We start from the raw sequence: 16,368 nt of genomic DNA, 5'->3' as shown, positions 1-16,368 counted from the left end.
CTCGTTACTTATAAACAATCTCACCTTTCGGCGCGTAGGCTTCCGCGTCCAGCGGTGAATGCTTCTCGATATATTGTTTCAACACTTCAGCATCAACAAAACCGGTGTTCACATAGCCCGGTAGGTTATCAAGGCGTGGGTAACCATCTCCCCCCATGGCATTAAAGTTCAACGTTGCCATACGGTAAACTTTATCTGCTTGCAGCGGCTCGCCTTTAATTTTCACGTTCTGTACGCCCTGCCCATCGGCCGTCAGGCTGACGTTGAGGAATTGCGCATAGGCACCGGAGTCCACTTTTTTATTGGCGGCAACGGCAAGATATTTCTCGACCTCGCTGCCTTTCATATCTACATAAACCAACGTGTTGGCAAACGGCTGAACCTTTAATACATCTTTATAGGTGATATCTCCTGACTCGATCGAATCGCGTACACCACCACCGCTCATGACAGCAAAATCTGCACCAGCACGCTCAAGCTGAGCAGACAGCAGCACATGTGCCAGATTGGTCTGACGGAAACGCACCTGATTGCGATCGCCTTCCAGTTTGCCTTTCACACTACCGATCTTGATACCCAACTGCGCCTGACCTTTTTCCTGGAACGGCGTCAGCACTTTCATGACATCAGCATCCTGCGCGATTTCATGCGTATAGAAAACACGTTCGGTTTTGCCGTCTTTCTCTACCTTTTTCTTCAGGTTGATGGGTATCAGTTGATAATGCTCAAGTTTCAGCTCGCCATTGCGGAATGTGAAATCAGCACGACCGACATATTTACCCCACTCATGCGCCTGAACGATCCAGGTGCCATTCTGGCGATCGGGTGCACAAGGCGTACCTGGCACATAATCCACCTGTTTTTTATTTTCCTGCGCCATACAGACCGGATCTTGTGAGTGACCGCCGACAATCATGTCCAGATATCCGGCAGGAAGACTACGCGCCATTTCCACATCACCCGGTGCGTTGGAGCCGTGATTACCATCGTCATAGTGTCCCATGTGCGTCGCGGCAATAATCACATCGGGCTTTTCGCTCTTACGCAACTGCTCAACAACCTGCTTCGCTTCCGTCGCCGGATTACGGAATTCAATATCAGTAAAATACTCAGGATTGCCTAATTTGGCGGTATCATCCGTTGTCAGGCCGATGACGGCGATTTTCACACCTTGCTTGTCAAACAGGGCATAAGGCTTAAATAAACGCTGATTAGTACTTTTTTGGTAGATATTGGCCGATAACAGCGGGAATTTCGCCCATTTTTCCTGCTGACGCAGGACAGAAAGCGGATTATCGAATTCGTGGTTACCGAGCGCCATGGCATCATAACCAACCATGTTCATACCACGAAAATCTGGCTCCGCATCCTGCAAATCGGACTCGGGTACGCCGGTATTAATATCACCACCGGAAAGCAGCAATACGCTGCCGCCTTTACTCGCCACTTCCTGCCGAATCTGATCAACCAGCGTTTTTTGCGCCGCCAGCCCATATTCACCATGGTCGTTATGCCAGAAGTGACCATGATGGTCATTCGTATGCAGAATAGTGATGGCGTACGTTTTATCTTTTTCCCAAGCCATTGACATAACAGGTGTTAGCGCGAGCGATACCGCCATCGCACATCCCAAAGCTTTTGTTGAAAAGCGCATGATAAATCTCCGTTTATTTTAAAGATGCAGTGGAACCACTGAACAATTCACCACACAAACTACCACAGCAAAATGAACAATGCGCGAAGTGCGTTTACGGAGTTTGTCAGCAATGTCCGGTAGAAAACAAAATCAGGCCAGGCATAGCCCCTATCGTGATATCACACTAGTCTGGCACTGTCGTCAGACTGTCATGAACTCTTGTCAATATGGATGTTTCACAGGAATAACTCGGTATCATCCCGTTTATCTTCTATTTTCTCGGGTTTTACTCGGGGAGATAAAACGATTCCGCTAAATACATAGAAAAATCGCAGGTATTACCATCCTGAATATCGCATTATCATAATAATTAAGCATGTTTATCAATGCTTATCTTAAGAAACCATCGCTAAATCTGTGTTACACTATCTTTAGCTGGATAAACTGATATTTTTCATAAAATACCACTTTTATCCAAGCAACATTTCGCTATATGCAATAGAATTTGTATATGCCCAGAATAATTGGCGTTCTAGCAAGACAGCAACCGAACGAATCCTGATACGCTTTTCATTATAAATCGGTGTAATAAGGGTATGTAGCGCCGCTAACCGCGCTGTAACGTCAAGGCAAGAAGGGTAAATCCGCTCAATTACGTTTCACCTATGGCACAAGGAGTTGGGATGCATGCTGCAACACCGCTAATTTCTACTATCGCTGGAGGCCTGGTTCTCGCCTTCCTCCTTGGTATTCTGGCACACCGCCTGCGTATCTCTCCCCTTGTTGGTTACCTTGCCGCAGGCGTACTTGTCGGTCCTTTTACCCCCGGTTTCGTTGCCGATACCTCATTGGCATCAGAACTCGCTGAACTTGGCGTAATCCTACTGATGTTTGGCGTCGGCCTGCACTTCTCACTGAAAGATCTCATGGCGGTAAAGTCCATCGCCATTCCTGGTGCAATAGCCCAGATTGCCGTGGCAACGCTACTTGGAATGGGGTTATCTACCATGCTGGGCTGGAGCCTGGCGAGCGGCCTGGTTTTTGGCCTCTGCCTGTCCACCGCCAGTACCGTAGTTCTGTTACGCGCGTTGGAAGAACGCCAGCTTATTGATAGCCAGCGTGGCCAAATCGCCATCGGCTGGCTGATTGTAGAAGATCTGGCGATGGTGCTTACGCTGGTTCTGCTGCCAGCCTTCGGCGATATGATTGGGGCTGAACATGCCGACACCAGCAAACTGCTGACCGATTTAGCCTGGACCATCGGTAAAGTCATCGCGTTTATCACCTTGATGATTGTGGTAGGCCGTCGTTTGGTGCCGTGGGTGTTGGCAAAAAGTGCCAGCACCGGCTCTCGTGAGCTTTTCACGCTGGCAGTGTTAGCGATGGCGCTCGGTATCGCCTTTGGCGCGGTGAAGCTGTTTGATGTTTCTTTTGCGCTGGGCGCCTTCTTCGCAGGCGTGGTACTGAACGAATCTGAACTCAGCCAGCGCGCCGCCCATGATACGCTGCCGCTGCGCGATGCCTTCGCCGTCTTGTTCTTCGTTTCCGTCGGTATGCTGTTTGATCCGATGATTCTGGTGAACGACCCGATTTCCGTGCTGATCACACTGGCCATTATCGTGTTCGGTAAGTCGGCCGCCGCTTTCGTATTGGTTCGCCTGTTCGGCCACTCAAAACGGACAGCGTTAACGATTTCCGCCAGCTTGGCACAGATCGGCGAATTTGCCTTTATTTTAGCTGGGCTTGGCATTGTGTTGGGGTTGTTATCCGAAGAAGGAAGAAATCTGGTGCTGGCTGGTGCCATTCTCTCCATCATGATAAACCCTCTGCTGTTTACGCTGCTTGAGCGCTATTTGGCGAAGAATGAAACGATAGAAGAGCAGATCGTGGAAGAAGCCATCGAGGAAGAGAAGCAGATCCCTGTCGATATGTGCAACCATGCGCTGCTGGTAGGCTATGGTCGTGTCGGTAGCCTGATTGGCGCCAAGCTGCACCAGGCCGGGATTCCCATAGTCGTGGTTGAGAATTCACGTACCCGCGTCGATGCTCTGCGTGAGCAGGGAATTAAAGCGGTATTAGGTAATGCCACCAAGCCAGAAATCATGGATGTGGCGCGTCTGGACTGCGCCCGGTGGTTATTACTGACAATTCCAAACGGCTATGAGGCGGGGGAAATTGTCGCAGCAGCGCGCGAGAAACGTGCCGATCTGGAGATTATTGCCCGCGCACACTATGACGATGAAGTCAGTTACATTACCGAACATGGTGCCAATGAGGTGGTCATGGGTGAGCGGGAAATCGCCAATAGCATGATCACGCTACTGAAGTTGGATGACATTCCAACGGCACCTCAGGCGTGCCCAATCTAAACGGCAACATGCATGAGAATCCGAAAACGTCCTTCGTTTTCGGATTTTTTTATGTGCTGATGCTGGTCAAAAATACTGTCCGACTTAATGAAAATTTTGTCATTTTCTCTTTTCTCATGGCTGTTACCATTTTAGACCTACAATAATGACAGGTATCCGCTCACCCACACGGCGAAACATAGGTTACCGAAACAAGATAAGTAAGGGGAAAAGCATGTCTGGTTTAGTGAATGGCAAATGGGTTAACGGTGATGTCGCAGCGGAAGAGATCAAAAACGGGGCATTCCACCGCGAAGAAACCAAATTTCGGCAAACCGAACTGGTGCCTGAAGCGGGTCGTTACCAGCTTTTTGTCTCCTATCTCTGCCCATGGGCATCACGCACGCTAATTTTCCATAAGCTGAAGGGGCTGGAAAACATCATTTCCCTTTCGGTTGTCAATCCACGTATTGAAGATCACGGCTGGGAATTTGATACACCAGAGGATGCCGGTGAACAGGTCGGTGACATCCGCTACTTGCATCAGCTCTATACCGCCAGCGTACCAGACTATACCGGAAAGGTATCGGTGCCAGTGCTATGGGATCGCGTGGAAGGCCGCATCGTGAACAATGAATCGGCAGATATCATTCGTTTGCTGAACAGCGAATTTAACGACTTGACCGGCAATCACCTTGATTTCTACCCATCGGAATTACGCGATGAGATCGCGCGCTGGAACGAGACGGTGTATCACAACGTCAATAACGGCGTGTACAAAACCGGATTCGCCAAAACACAGGAAAACTATAACAGCGCGGTGACCACACTGTTCACGACGCTGGACGAGTTGGATGCACATCTCGGAAGCCATCGTTATATGCTGGGCGACACGCTGACTGAAGCCGACTGGCGTTTGTTTGTCACACTGGTACGTTTCGATGTGGCCTATCACGGCGCGTTTAAATGTAACCTGAAACGCATTGCCGATTACCCTAACCTGTCGAATTATCTGCGCGAGTTGTATCAGTGGCCGGGCGTTGCGGAAACGGTCAACATCGAGCATATAAAATCCGGTTATTATGGTATTGCCTGGCTGAACCCGACACGCATTGTGCCCGTGGGCCCAGCGGTTGATTTCACGCTTCCCCACAACCGTACAACACTCGGTCAGTCACGTATCGCGGTGCGTTAATACCAGAGATCTGGCCTGCGCGGTTTATGGCAGGCCATCTTTGATATATATCAAGTAATAGGCCCACTTTTCGTGGGTTGTCTACTGCAATTTCCCCCTATTAGCGCTAGAATCCTCCGCCTTTACTGTTCCCGCGTGGAGCAGCCTGACTTGTGATCAGAATCGAGAGATACCATGTTTAAACCGGAACTGCTTTCTCCGGCCGGTACGCTGAAAAATATGCGCTACGCCTTCGCCTATGGCGCAGACGCAATTTATGCCGGTCAACCCCGCTACAGCCTGCGCGTGCGCAATAACGAATTCAACCATCAGACGCTGGCGCAAGCCATTAATGAAGCGCATGAGCTGGGCAAGAAATTCTACGTGGTCGTTAACATCGCGCCGCACAATGCCAAACTGAAAACCTTCCTGCGCGATCTACAGCCCGTGATCGAAATGGGCCCGGATGCGCTGATCATGTCCGATCCAGGTTTGATCATGCTGGTGCGAGAAAACTTCCCACAGGTGGATGTTCACCTCTCCGTTCAGGCCAACGCGGTCAACTGGGCAACGGTGAAATTCTGGCAGCAGATGGGGCTGACACGCGTGATCCTATCCCGCGAACTGTCGCTGGAAGAGATTGCGGAAATCCGCCAGCACGTACCGGATATGGAACTGGAGATCTTCGTTCACGGCGCACTGTGCATGGCCTATTCTGGCCGCTGCCTGCTGTCCGGTTACATCAACAAACGCGATCCGAATCAGGGCACCTGCACCAATGCCTGCCGCTGGGAATATAAGGTTCAGGAAGGCAAAGAGGACGACATCGGGAATATCGTTCATCAGCACGAACCTATCGCCGTGAAAAACGTTGAACCCGCGCTGGGCATCGGTGAGCCAACCGATAAAGTCTTTATGTTGGAAGAAAGCATGCGCCCCGGCGAGTACATGAGCGCCTTTGAAGACGAGCACGGCACCTACATCATGAATTCCCGCGATCTGCGCGCGATCCAACACGTTGAGCGCCTGACGCAAATGCAGGTTCATTCGCTGAAAATCGAAGGACGCACCAAGTCATTCTATTACTGTGCCCGTACCGCGCAGGTCTATCGCCGCGCCATTGACGATGCCGTAGCGGGTAAACCGTTCGACCCGACATTACTGGAAACGCTGGAAGGCTTAGCGCACCGTGGTTACACCGAAGGTTTCCTGCGTCGCCATGTGCATGAAGATTATCAAAACTACGATTACGGCTATTCTGTTTCCGATCGTCAGCAGTTTGTCGGAGAATTCACGGGCGTGCGCCGCGATGGGCTGGCGGAAGTCGAGGTGAAGAACAAGTTTTCCTGTGGCGACAGCGTAGAAATGATGACGCCAAACGGCAATATTCAATTCACAATTGAATCGATGCAGAATGCCAAAGGACAGCCGACCGATGTAGCACCGGGTAACGGCCATATCGTTTACCTGCCAGTGCCAGACGATATCTCGCTGGACTATGCACTACTGCTGCGCAATCTGCCAGGCACCACCACGCGTAATCCTAACGCGGAATAAACCGATAATACTGCCGGATGTCCCGTACATCCGGCAATGCCCATCACAGGGTAACGCTTCCTTACGGTATGCCCCTATCATCCCCCTTTCCCCACCGTGAATCGGTGCGTCCTCCTGTGGGTAGCGTTACAAAGCTCAGGGTTTCTAACGAATATTAGAAACAGATCACATCAATTTGCTGGTCTTGTGGTTAATATTGCGTCGCTGAGAAAATATAGAACGAAAAATAAGCGTAGTGATACTACTAGGAACCACCTCCTTGGCCAGCTCAATCTCCCTTGAGCTGGCTTTTCTTTTTCTCCCCCATCCACTGCCCTACGGCAAACATTCACCGATTCTTCTGATTTCTACCTGCGAATTTAGTGACTATGATTAACGACAAGGTTCCTGTCTTAACGACAACATCGCAGCCAGAGAAAGACAACATGGAAAAAAATCCAATCACACTGCTGATTTTGAATGGGAAAAGCGCGGGTAATGAAGAACTTCGCGAGGCTATTGGTGAGTTGCGAAAGGAGGGCTATACCCTGCATGTTCGCGTCACCTGGGAATACGGTGATGCGAAACGCTATGTGGAAGAGGCTATCCGGCTCAAAGCCGATAACGTGATCGCCGCTGGTGGCGATGGCACCGTTAATGAAGTCGCCGCCGCACTGGCTGTACAGTCAGAAACGATTCGCCCCAGTCTGGGAGTCGTGCCGCTGGGCACGGCCAACGATTTTGCCACCAGTTGTCAGATCCCGATGGAAATGCACAACGCCTTGACGCTGGCGATCAAAGGGCGCGCTACCGCCATCGATATTGCCAAAGTGAACGACAAGCACTATTTCATCAACATGGCGACAGGTGGATTTGCTACGCGTATTACCACCGAGACACCCGCCAAGATGAAGGCCGCACTGGGGAGTGCCTCTTACGTGCTGCACGCCCTCTTTCGCATGGATATGTTGCATGCTGAGCGCTGTGAGATCCGCGGGCCAGGTTTTCACTGGTCAGGCGATACGCTGGTCATCGCAGCGGGAAATGGCCGTCAGGCAGGTGGCGGGCAACAACTTTGCCCAGAAGCGCTAATCAACGATGGGCTGCTGAAGCTGAGCGTACTGTCAGCAACGGAGCTGCTGCCGAATATGCTTCAAGCCTGGTTTACTGGCAGCGAAAACCAGAACATGATTTCCGCTACCCTGCCCTGGTTGGAGATCACCGCCCCGGACGATATGACATTTAATCTGGACGGCGAACCGCTCACCGCCAAACGTTTCCATATTGAGGTTATTCCTGCGGCGATTCGCTGTCGGCTGCCGCCCCAGTGCCCGCTACTGGAATAGCTGCGCGTTTCAATTATTCCCGCTTCAGGCGATTACTGTTTGCCAGGTACAGCGTTACCACCAGCAGCAGGATCGCCGAGGAATACACTAGCGTATCCGATGGGCTTTTGTGATCGACAATAATCAGGCGAATGATGGCCGTAATACCGATGTAAATAAAATAGCGCAGTGGGAAGTGATAACCGGATTGAAAATACTTCACGATCAACGCAATAAACTCAAAATAAAGGAAATAGATCACAATGCCTTCTATCAGTTGATAGGAGGAATCTTTCTCATTGGAGATCAGCAACACTTTCGCCAGATGAAACGTTTCCTTGATCAAAAAAATCACCAGAATAGTCGCCAGCACCAGCAGGCCGATATTGAGTATCGTCTGAAGCGCCTTGGCAGCCATCGCACTGCGAGCAGAACCTGCCATATGTTATCCCCACATCCTATTTCACATTAACGCCAAAATTTCACTGCAAAATAACTGGAAGACCAGCACACTGTCTATGTCGAAATAGGCTTAATTTAGTTTGAAATGACTGACAAAATTGTCATACAAAGTACAAGTCGATTGACTTATCGTTATTACCACCAGCGATGGAAGTGATGAACGGGGCCAATTCCGTGCCCGACCTCCAGCGTATCGGCCTGCTGTAACGCTTGCTGCACATAGTCCTTCGCAGCCTTGACCGTCTCACCCCAACTATTGTGACGCGGTCGCAGCGCCGCCAACGCGGCAGACAGCGTGCAGCCCGTGCCGTGTGTATGCCGGGTATTCACGCGAGGGGAGCTAAAGCGCTGCGGTTCGGTCTGCCGACTGAACAACCAGTCCGGGCTTTCCGCTTCGCTGAGGTGCCCTCCTTTCATCAACACCGTCTGACAGCCCATCGCCAGCAGTGCTTCCCCCTGTTCACGCATTTCCTGTTCGTTGGTAGCGGGCGATGTATCCAGCAGCGCGGCAGCCTCCGGCAGATTGGGAGTAATCAGGGAAACCAGCGGCAACAGTTCACGGCGAACCGACTCCACCGCCTCCGACGCCAGTAGCGGATCACCACTTTTCGCCAGCATTACCGTATCCAGCACCACGAAAGGTACAGCATAATGACGCAGGCGATCAGCAACCGTATCAACAATATCGGTCTGCGCCAGCATACCAATTTTGGCGCTATCGATACGCACATCGCTCAATACAGAATCCAACTGTGCGGCGACAAAATCCGGTTCAATCCGGTAGACGGACTGCACGCCACGCGTATTTTGCGCCACCAGCGCGGTAATCACCGACGTGCCATAAGCACCCAACGCAGAAAACGCTTTCAAATCCGCCTGAATACCCGCGCCGCCGCTCGGATCGGTGCCAGCAATCGTCAACGCATTAATACGTTTCATGCCAGGCCTCCGCGCACAGGGGACGGAATGGAGTGAATGATGTGGCCGCCTGAGCAGCAAAAAAGTCGGTAGGTCGAGTGTTCATAGGTCTCCCAACCGGCGAGGAAGAAGGCGGCAACCGGTGGGGCATACCGTGACTTCCCTACGCTGGCATTATCCAGATCAGGTGGTACGGGTATTTCTCAGCCTTCACAAACAAAGGCACCCCGAGTCATTTATTACTTTTGGCAGCATAAGTAAGTGATGTCAGTAAAGCAAGCGATCGCCCTCCCGGCACAAAATCAAAAACCACAGGCACGTTGTGCCATAGAGAAAAACGCCATAACCCTTTAGACTGAATAATCAAACCCATACTGAGGAGATTGTGATGACGATAATCAAGAGTTATGCCGCACCGGGAGCAGGCGCAGCGCTGGAGTTGCATGAGTTTGATGTGGGGGAACTGCATGCGGAAGAGGTAGAAGTCGTCGTTGATTACTGCGGCGTGTGCCATTCCGATCTGTCCATGATCGATAACGAATGGGGGATGTCGAGCTATCCGCTGGTCGCTGGGCATGAAGTGATTGGTCGTGTGCACGCACTGGGTGATGCAGCGAAGAACAAAGGATTAAAGATTGGTCAGCGTGTCGGTATCGGCTGGACAGCAAGCAGTTGTGGGCACTGTGATGCCTGTATCAGCGGCAGCCAAACCAACTGCCAACAAGGCAGCGTGCCAACAATTCTGAATAAAGGCGGCTTTGCCGACAAAATTCGTGCGAACTGGCAATGGGTCATCCCGCTTCCTGACACCATAGATATCGAATCAGCAGGCCCATTGCTGTGCGGCGGCATCACCGTATTCAAACCGCTGTTAATGCACCATATTACCGCGACCAGCCGCGTCGGCGTGATTGGTATCGGTGGCCTGGGTCACATCGCGATTAAGCTCCTGCACGCAATGGGCTGTGAAGTCACCGCGTTCAGCTCGAACCCGGCAAAAGAGCAGGAAGTATTGGCGATGGGAGCCGATAAAGTGGTCAACAGCCGCGATCCGCAGGCATTGAGCGCGCTGGCAGGCCAGTTCGATCTCATTATCAATACCGTGAGCGTTGACCTCGAATGGCAGCCCTACTTTAACGCACTCGCCTATAACGGGAAGTTCCATACCGTTGGCGCGGTGATGAAACCATTCAGCGTTCCAGCCTTTACGCTCATTGCGGGTGACCGCAGTGTTTCAGGCTCTTCTACCGGTTCACCACATGAGCTGCGCTCTCTGATGAAGCTCGCCGCGCGTGCCAACGTGAAACCGCAGACAGAATTATTCCCCATGTCAAAAATCAATGATGCCATCCAACACGTACGTGACGGCAAAGCTCGCTACCGTGTGGTACTGAAAGCCGATTTTTAATCGGTAAAGACGCCTGAGCCATCAGGCGTCTGATTGCCCACGGTAATCCAATCAACGCTGAATCCAGCGAATCGGTTTCATGATAAGATTGCAAGGTGATGTAAGAGGAGACCCGCAATGCCTTTTAAAGAATATGATCATGATTTTATTGATAGAAACAAAAAAGCCTCCTCGTCCGTCAGGCTCGCTCTGTTATCATCTGTGTTGATCATTATCCTCAACCTATCGCTTTTTAAGCACCGCAACATTCAGGAACAACTACAAAGTAATCCCGGCGTTTATACCGATTCGATTGTGCTAGTTTTTCTTGTTTTTATCTTGTCATGTACCAGTAAAATATCCCTGCACAGTACCTCGGCGTTATCCGTTCGCCTCGGGCTTAACATCTGGATATGTGCTGCCACATTTGATTTTATGGATGAATTTATCTATCAACCCAAACTGGTTGGGTATTATGTTGAGGATCTGTTGAGGATTATTGGTATGTTTGGCGTCGGGTTTGGCGTTTATACCCTGATACAACAAATCAATAATAAATATGTTGAAGCCAGGATACAGTCATTCAGCGATGAGCTGACACAGCTCCCTAATCGCCGGTTTTTTATTAATGAATTAAGAAAACTGGAAGAGAAAACGCCCTATTTATTTATTATCGATATCGACAATTTCAAAGCGATTAATGATAAATATGGGCACGCCAAAGGTGATGAAATATTAAGCAAATTCGGCCACATTCTTTCCCGTTTCGATAACAGTGAGATCGTGGCAACCCGAATCGGTGGGGAAGAGTTCGCGATTATTCTGTACGCGGGGACGCAAGAGCGGGCAGAAATGCTGGCAAGATCGGTACTAAAAAATGCAAACAAGATCATCATTAAGAATATGTACCACCTTTCAGTCAGTATCGGAGCGGGTAAAAAACAGCCTCAGGAACCCACTGAACACTTTATGAAACGGGTGGATATCGCGCTTTATCAGGCTAAAACCACGGGTAAAGGCAAGGTCGAATGGGCTGTGGAATCGAAAGAAAACATGCAATAGCGCGACGCAGTTTCACTCTGAAAACGGCCGCACGGACGCGCCCCGTCCTAATCATCATAAAAATTACTACAAATCCCATTTTCGCCATTGAAACAGCCTCACGCCCCGCCACTCATTCTGTAACAAAAATAAACACTTCCTGATTAATCAACTCGCCAACCAGCGTGTACTCTTTTATAGATAGAACAAAATACATTACCCCCACGCAACATTCAGTAAAAGGAAGACTAATGAAAGCAGCTATCGTTACAAAAGATCATTCCGTTGAGATTCAGGACAAAAAACTGCGCCCTCTCCAACATGGTGAAGCGCTGCTAGCCATGGAATGCTGTGGCGTTTGCCACACCGATCTCCACGTCAAAGATGGTGATTTTGGCGATGTTACTGGCATCACACTTGGCCATGAGGGAGTCGGTATCGTCAAAGAAGTGGGACCGGGTGTGACATCACTAAAACCTGGCGATCGCGCCAGCGTGGCCTGGTTCTATCAGGGGTGTGGTCACTGCGAATATTGTAATAGCGGTAACGAAACCCTGTGTCGCGAGGTAAAAAACGCAGGCTACTCCGTTGATGGCGGGATGGCCGAAGAGTGTATCGTCGTTGCCGATTACGCGGTAAAAGTGCCGGATGGTCTGGATTCTGCCGCCGCCAGCAGCATTACCTGTGCGGGCGTGACAACCTATAAAGCCGTAAAAGTCTCACAAATCAAACCCGGACAGTGGATCGCCATTTATGGACTAGGCGGATTGGGTAATTTAGCGCTGCAATACGCTAAAAATGTCTTTAACGCCAAGGTTATCGCAATTGATGTCAATGATGCCCAGTTGGCTTTTGCTAAAGAAATGGGGGCGGATCTGGTCATTAATCCCGCCAAAGAGGATGCCGCCAAAATTATTCAGGAAAAAGCGGGCGGCGCACACGCTGCCGTGGTCACGGCTGTTGCGCGTGCGGCATTTAACTCTGCGGTCGATGCCGTTCGTGCAGGCGGGCGTCTTGTCGCCGTTGGCCTGCCGCCGGAGTCAATGGATTTGAATATTCCGCGTCTGGTGCTGGATGGCATTCAGGTGTTAGGTTCACTGGTAGGTACACGCGAAGATCTGAAAGAAGCGTTCCAGTTTGCGGCGGAAGGAAAAGTGAAGCCCAAAGTGACCAAACGCCCTCTGAAAGACATCAACGCGATTTTTGCTGAAATGAAAGGCGGGAAAATCACAGGTCGCATGGTGATCGACCTGTCAATGTAAGCAGTACCTACAGGTATAAACGGGATAGGTGCTATCCCGTTTATTACATATTAACGCCATGTTTGTGTATGACCGGGGCACACGAGCTGCTTGCTTTTAATATGGTAAACCTCAACGTCAGGGCGCGTGAAAAAGGCGATTTCCCATGGGTTTTTGGTGACAAATTCATGGCGCACTTTTTCATAGAGCGGATTGTCGTGCGCAATAATAAACGCGTCCCCTTCAATAATGGTGTAGTTCCATTCAATGGCGCGCTCAAAGGTATAATGGCTGCGTTCATCCATCGCAAAAAAGCAGTGCGGATTGCGTTTGAGCAACTGGGATTTAAAGGTTTCGGGGAATGTAATCAGGAAGATATCGTTATCCACCGACGACAGAAATGCCAATACCGTCGTATGTGGCTGTTCAGCAGCCATGGTAATTAATACGCCGACTTTATTGGAGAAATCCTGCTTTTCCGTCGGCGGAAAATCCACCATCTGCGTCAGAGGCACCGGATTTAACGGACGGCTATCGTGTGGAAACTGGTAGCCTGGTTCGTGAATATCCAGAACTGGGGTAAAACCGTGCAGAAGCTGGCATTCTCTCGGCTCCAGAACCACCCAATCCCCATCGCTGACGACCACACGCCCTTTGTAAGAGGCACGATAAACCTGAACATTGGCATCAAACTCATCAACCCCAGAGCGGTTATCAAGGTGAATAGTTGCCAGATCGCCAACGGCAAATGCATGTCCGTGCGGGAAAAAAACACGCAGACTGTTATCCGCATTGGGATAAACACCGCAAATATGGATGACCACACCATCCTGTTTATAACCCGCCAGTACACCGAGAGTTTGCTTTCCTAGATAGCTCACGAGACTCATACATCACGCCTTATTCAGATGGGGCTTCAGAGGGGACACCGACCCTGCTTCATTCGGGCCGTTACAGCGGCGGTAGCAAGCAGAGAAATTATTCACACTAACCGCATCACTTCCTACCTATCAACGGAGAAAGCGCTGAAAACTTTAGGCCGAATACATCTCTATTTAACGCAATGCTTAGCAAGCAAAAGCGATAAGCGAACGCCAGTTGCATTATTTCAGCACTAGCATGGTCATTCCCACACCAACCAGCATCAGGCAAAACGCGGCACGCAGGTAAGCAACGGGAAGTTTATGAGCAACAGCGACACCCCAAGACACGCTGGTAATCCCCCCCAGAGCCAGTGGTAAACCGATCATCCAGTTAACGTTACCCGCTTGCGAGTAGGAAAGCAGCGCTGCCAACGCACCAGGAACAACAAGTATCAACGCCATTCCCTGCGCCTGCGTTTGCGCAAAGGCAAACAGTGTAACCAGCACGGGCACCACCACCAGACCACCGCCGACGGTAAAAATGCCCGACATAAATCCACTCGCGATACCGACTAACGGTAGATATTTGGTCGACAGCACAATCTCCGATGTTTGACTACGCCTCTTGTGATACCACTGCCACATATAGTACGTCGCCAGCACCAGCAGGAAAGTGGCGAAAGCGCGCTGGAGGTTGTGAACATCAATCGATGATGCAATGTGCGCTGCAAGGTAGGCTGATCCCGTAGCAAAAGCGCACATCGTCAACGCCAGCCGTGTATCAATACGGTTACGCTGGCGATAACGTAAAAAACCGATCAATACATTAGGCGTAATCATCACTAACGCGGTTCCCTGTGCCGTATGCTGATCCATCCCAAAAAGCACACCCAGAATAGGAATCGCGATAAGCCCACCGCCAATGCCCAGCATACCTCCACAAAATCCCAGCCCAATCCCGAAAAGCAAACACAACAATATATCGCTGAACATCATTAAGCTAAACATAGAAAATGCATGACCTATATATCACAAAACTCTCTGAGTAACCGCGTTTCAGACAGGTAGGCAGGCCATGGCTTTAGGAGCAATATTCCACGATTTCGATCACATTCAGATCGAGATCGCGCCGATAACGTGAACGGGTGGGTTGCATTCGTTCTCATCACCGCCCTGGCCAATAGTCAAGACGCTTCCCTGTCAGACAACTCTCCGGCTGTATTAGCTTACAGAGTGACATAAGACATGTGACGACATGCTGCGCAGAATCAAACTGCCAGCTATTGTGCTGTTTTCCGGCGCGGCTGGGGACTCACAATAAATTATGCTGAATCCTGCGTATTTTAGCGCCGTCTCTTTTTACCGGTAGGTAGCCCGAAGCCGCGGAAAAGTTTCACAGCACACTTTCAGCCGTGAACAAGCGTATTGCGGAGCGGGGCATACCGTCGACTGTGCACGAGTTGTCCGAATGCAGCGCGGCAACGTACAAAAATGACGCGTTGACCTCAGCCTTCTTCACTGCGTGTTTTCTCATAGCCGAGGCGGCCAACAAAGGGCAAACGCAGCGCGGGAGGATTCATATCCACGCCCATGTTCAGCCCGAGAATATTGGCCTCAATGCCTTCTTCAACCCCCATCGTGATACCCAGCACGCCCAATAGTGAAATCTGCACTCCGCTCCCCGATGGCGACAGGCCAACGGGACGCGTTATCGGGCGGTAATCTTTACCAATGGCATTAGCGGGCATATCCAGTTTGAGCGCCGGCACTTCGCGACCAATGTGCGCAAGAAATGTATTGCTATTCGGCCCCGGCCAGGCGTGGTAGGTATGTGGCCACGGGTAGCTTTTTATTGCGGCCTCAATCTATGGGATCATCGCTTCCGCCTTATCGCCACGGTGCTCAACCAACAGCTTTGGCATCGCGCCATACCAATATGCATCCGCCACCGAACGATTCAGACGGACGACGTTGTCGCTCCCCCAACTGACGACCTCATAGCGGCGATATTGGGTTTCCCCTGCGTTCTTGAAAATAATCCACGGATGTACCGCTACCAGCCCGCGCCAGCCGTAAGTTGGTGCCACATAAACCTGCACGATGGCAGTCTGACGGAATTGCACAGGGTTCGGAGCTAACCCGGAAGAGTCACGCTTGGCAGACCACCAGCTTTGCCCGCTAAACGTTTCGCCATTACGCGTTGACTGCGCCCAGCTTTGCCAAAACGACAGCAACAGCACACAAATAAATCCAATCCCCAAGAATTTGAGGTACGTCATAGGCCTGGTAGCTCACTGAAAAGAGATGAAACAGAATCGATATACATGCGAGCGAGCGCTCACCGTGAAAATCGGTTAAAAAATCATTTCACCAGTTTACTGCCAGTTAACAGCAAGAGTAAGGCATTAGGTGAAACATTGACCTACTTTTACGTTAG

General features: G+C 50.6%; 12 protein-coding genes, 1 pseudogene and 1 riboswitch. Of the genes and pseudogenes, 7 read left to right on the top strand and 6 right to left on the bottom strand.

The window, feature by feature from the left end; genetic code table 11:
• Positions 1–4: 4 nt before the first annotated feature.
• A complete protein-coding gene (gene ushA, locus OI69_RS16720) occupies positions 5–1,654 on the bottom strand; it encodes a bifunctional UDP-sugar hydrolase/5'-nucleotidase UshA (RefSeq protein WP_039352992.1) in 1,650 nt (549 codons plus the stop codon).
• Between the two features lie 665 nt (positions 1,655–2,319).
• Here ushA and ybaL point away from each other — a divergent pair.
• From ybaL to yegS, 4 genes are all read left to right on the top strand, one after another.
• Positions 2,320–4,005, top strand: a complete 1,686-nt coding sequence (gene ybaL / locus OI69_RS16715) for a YbaL family putative K(+) efflux transporter (RefSeq protein WP_039352989.1) — start codon at positions 2,320–2,322, stop codon at positions 4,003–4,005.
• A 214-nt stretch (positions 4,006–4,219) separates the two neighbouring features.
• On the top strand, positions 4,220–5,179 hold the full coding sequence (locus OI69_RS16710; RefSeq protein WP_039352986.1) for a glutathione S-transferase family protein: 960 nt from the start codon (positions 4,220–4,222) through the stop codon (positions 5,177–5,179).
• A gap of 174 nt (positions 5,180–5,353) precedes the next feature.
• A complete protein-coding gene (gene trhP / locus OI69_RS16705; protein WP_039352983.1) occupies positions 5,354–6,715 on the top strand; it encodes a prephenate-dependent tRNA uridine(34) hydroxylase TrhP in 1,362 nt (453 codons plus the stop codon).
• Between the two features lie 425 nt (positions 6,716–7,140).
• On the top strand, positions 7,141–8,040 hold the full coding sequence (gene yegS, locus OI69_RS16700; RefSeq protein ID WP_039352981.1) for a lipid kinase YegS: 900 nt from the start codon (positions 7,141–7,143) through the stop codon (positions 8,038–8,040).
• Between the two features lie 13 nt (positions 8,041–8,053).
• On the opposite strand, the gene psiE is transcribed toward yegS, so the two are convergent.
• The gene (gene psiE, locus OI69_RS16695; protein WP_039352979.1) at positions 8,054–8,461 is read right to left on the bottom strand and encodes a phosphate-starvation-inducible protein PsiE; all 408 of its coding nucleotides are present in this window, start codon (positions 8,459–8,461) and stop codon (positions 8,054–8,056) included.
• 155 nt (positions 8,462–8,616) lie between these two features.
• Positions 8,617–9,420, bottom strand: coding sequence for a bifunctional hydroxymethylpyrimidine kinase/phosphomethylpyrimidine kinase (gene thiD, locus OI69_RS16690; RefSeq protein WP_039352977.1), 804 nt, complete (start codon positions 9,418–9,420; stop codon positions 8,617–8,619).
• A 122-nt stretch (positions 9,421–9,542) separates the two neighbouring features.
• Positions 9,543–9,639, bottom strand: a riboswitch (TPP riboswitch).
• A gap of 148 nt (positions 9,640–9,787) precedes the next feature.
• Here thiD and ahr point away from each other — a divergent pair.
• The 3 genes from ahr (at position 9,788) to adhP (ending at position 13,089) form a co-directional block, all read left to right on the top strand.
• A complete protein-coding gene (gene ahr, locus OI69_RS16685) occupies positions 9,788–10,807 on the top strand; it encodes an NADPH-dependent aldehyde reductase Ahr (protein WP_039352974.1) in 1,020 nt (339 codons plus the stop codon).
• 117 nt (positions 10,808–10,924) lie between these two features.
• Positions 10,925–11,848, top strand: a complete 924-nt coding sequence (locus OI69_RS16680) for a GGDEF domain-containing protein (RefSeq protein ID WP_039352971.1) — start codon at positions 10,925–10,927, stop codon at positions 11,846–11,848.
• A gap of 230 nt (positions 11,849–12,078) precedes the next feature.
• Positions 12,079–13,089: an alcohol dehydrogenase AdhP gene (gene adhP / locus OI69_RS16675; RefSeq protein WP_039352969.1), complete on the top strand. Its 1,011-nt coding sequence runs from the start codon at positions 12,079–12,081 to the stop codon at positions 13,087–13,089.
• A 50-nt stretch (positions 13,090–13,139) separates the two neighbouring features.
• Here the strand turns inward: adhP and OI69_RS16670 are convergent, their stop codons facing one another.
• The 3 genes and pseudogenes from OI69_RS16670 to OI69_RS16660 all read right to left on the bottom strand — a co-directional run bounded on the left by OI69_RS16670 (position 13,140) and on the right by OI69_RS16660 (position 16,210).
• Positions 13,140–13,958 carry a hypothetical protein gene (locus OI69_RS16670; RefSeq protein ID WP_039352966.1) on the bottom strand — a complete coding sequence of 273 codons (819 nt, stop codon included), beginning with the start codon at positions 13,956–13,958 and terminating at the stop codon, positions 13,140–13,142.
• 213 nt (positions 13,959–14,171) lie between these two features.
• Complete coding sequence (locus OI69_RS16665) at positions 14,172–14,924, bottom strand: sulfite exporter TauE/SafE family protein (RefSeq protein WP_080752656.1); 753 nt, start codon at positions 14,922–14,924, stop codon at positions 14,172–14,174.
• Positions 14,925–15,436: 512 nt separating this feature from the next.
• Positions 15,437–16,210 (bottom strand): annotated as a pseudogene (locus OI69_RS16660) (DUF3750 domain-containing protein).
• Positions 16,211–16,368 lie beyond the last annotated feature (158 nt).

It is taken from the genome of Pectobacterium fontis (assembly GCF_000803215.1).
In the GTDB taxonomy this organism is placed as follows: Bacteria; Pseudomonadota; Gammaproteobacteria; order Enterobacterales; family Enterobacteriaceae; genus Pectobacterium; species Pectobacterium fontis.
This window is presented reverse-complemented; position numbering and strand designations above follow the sequence as displayed.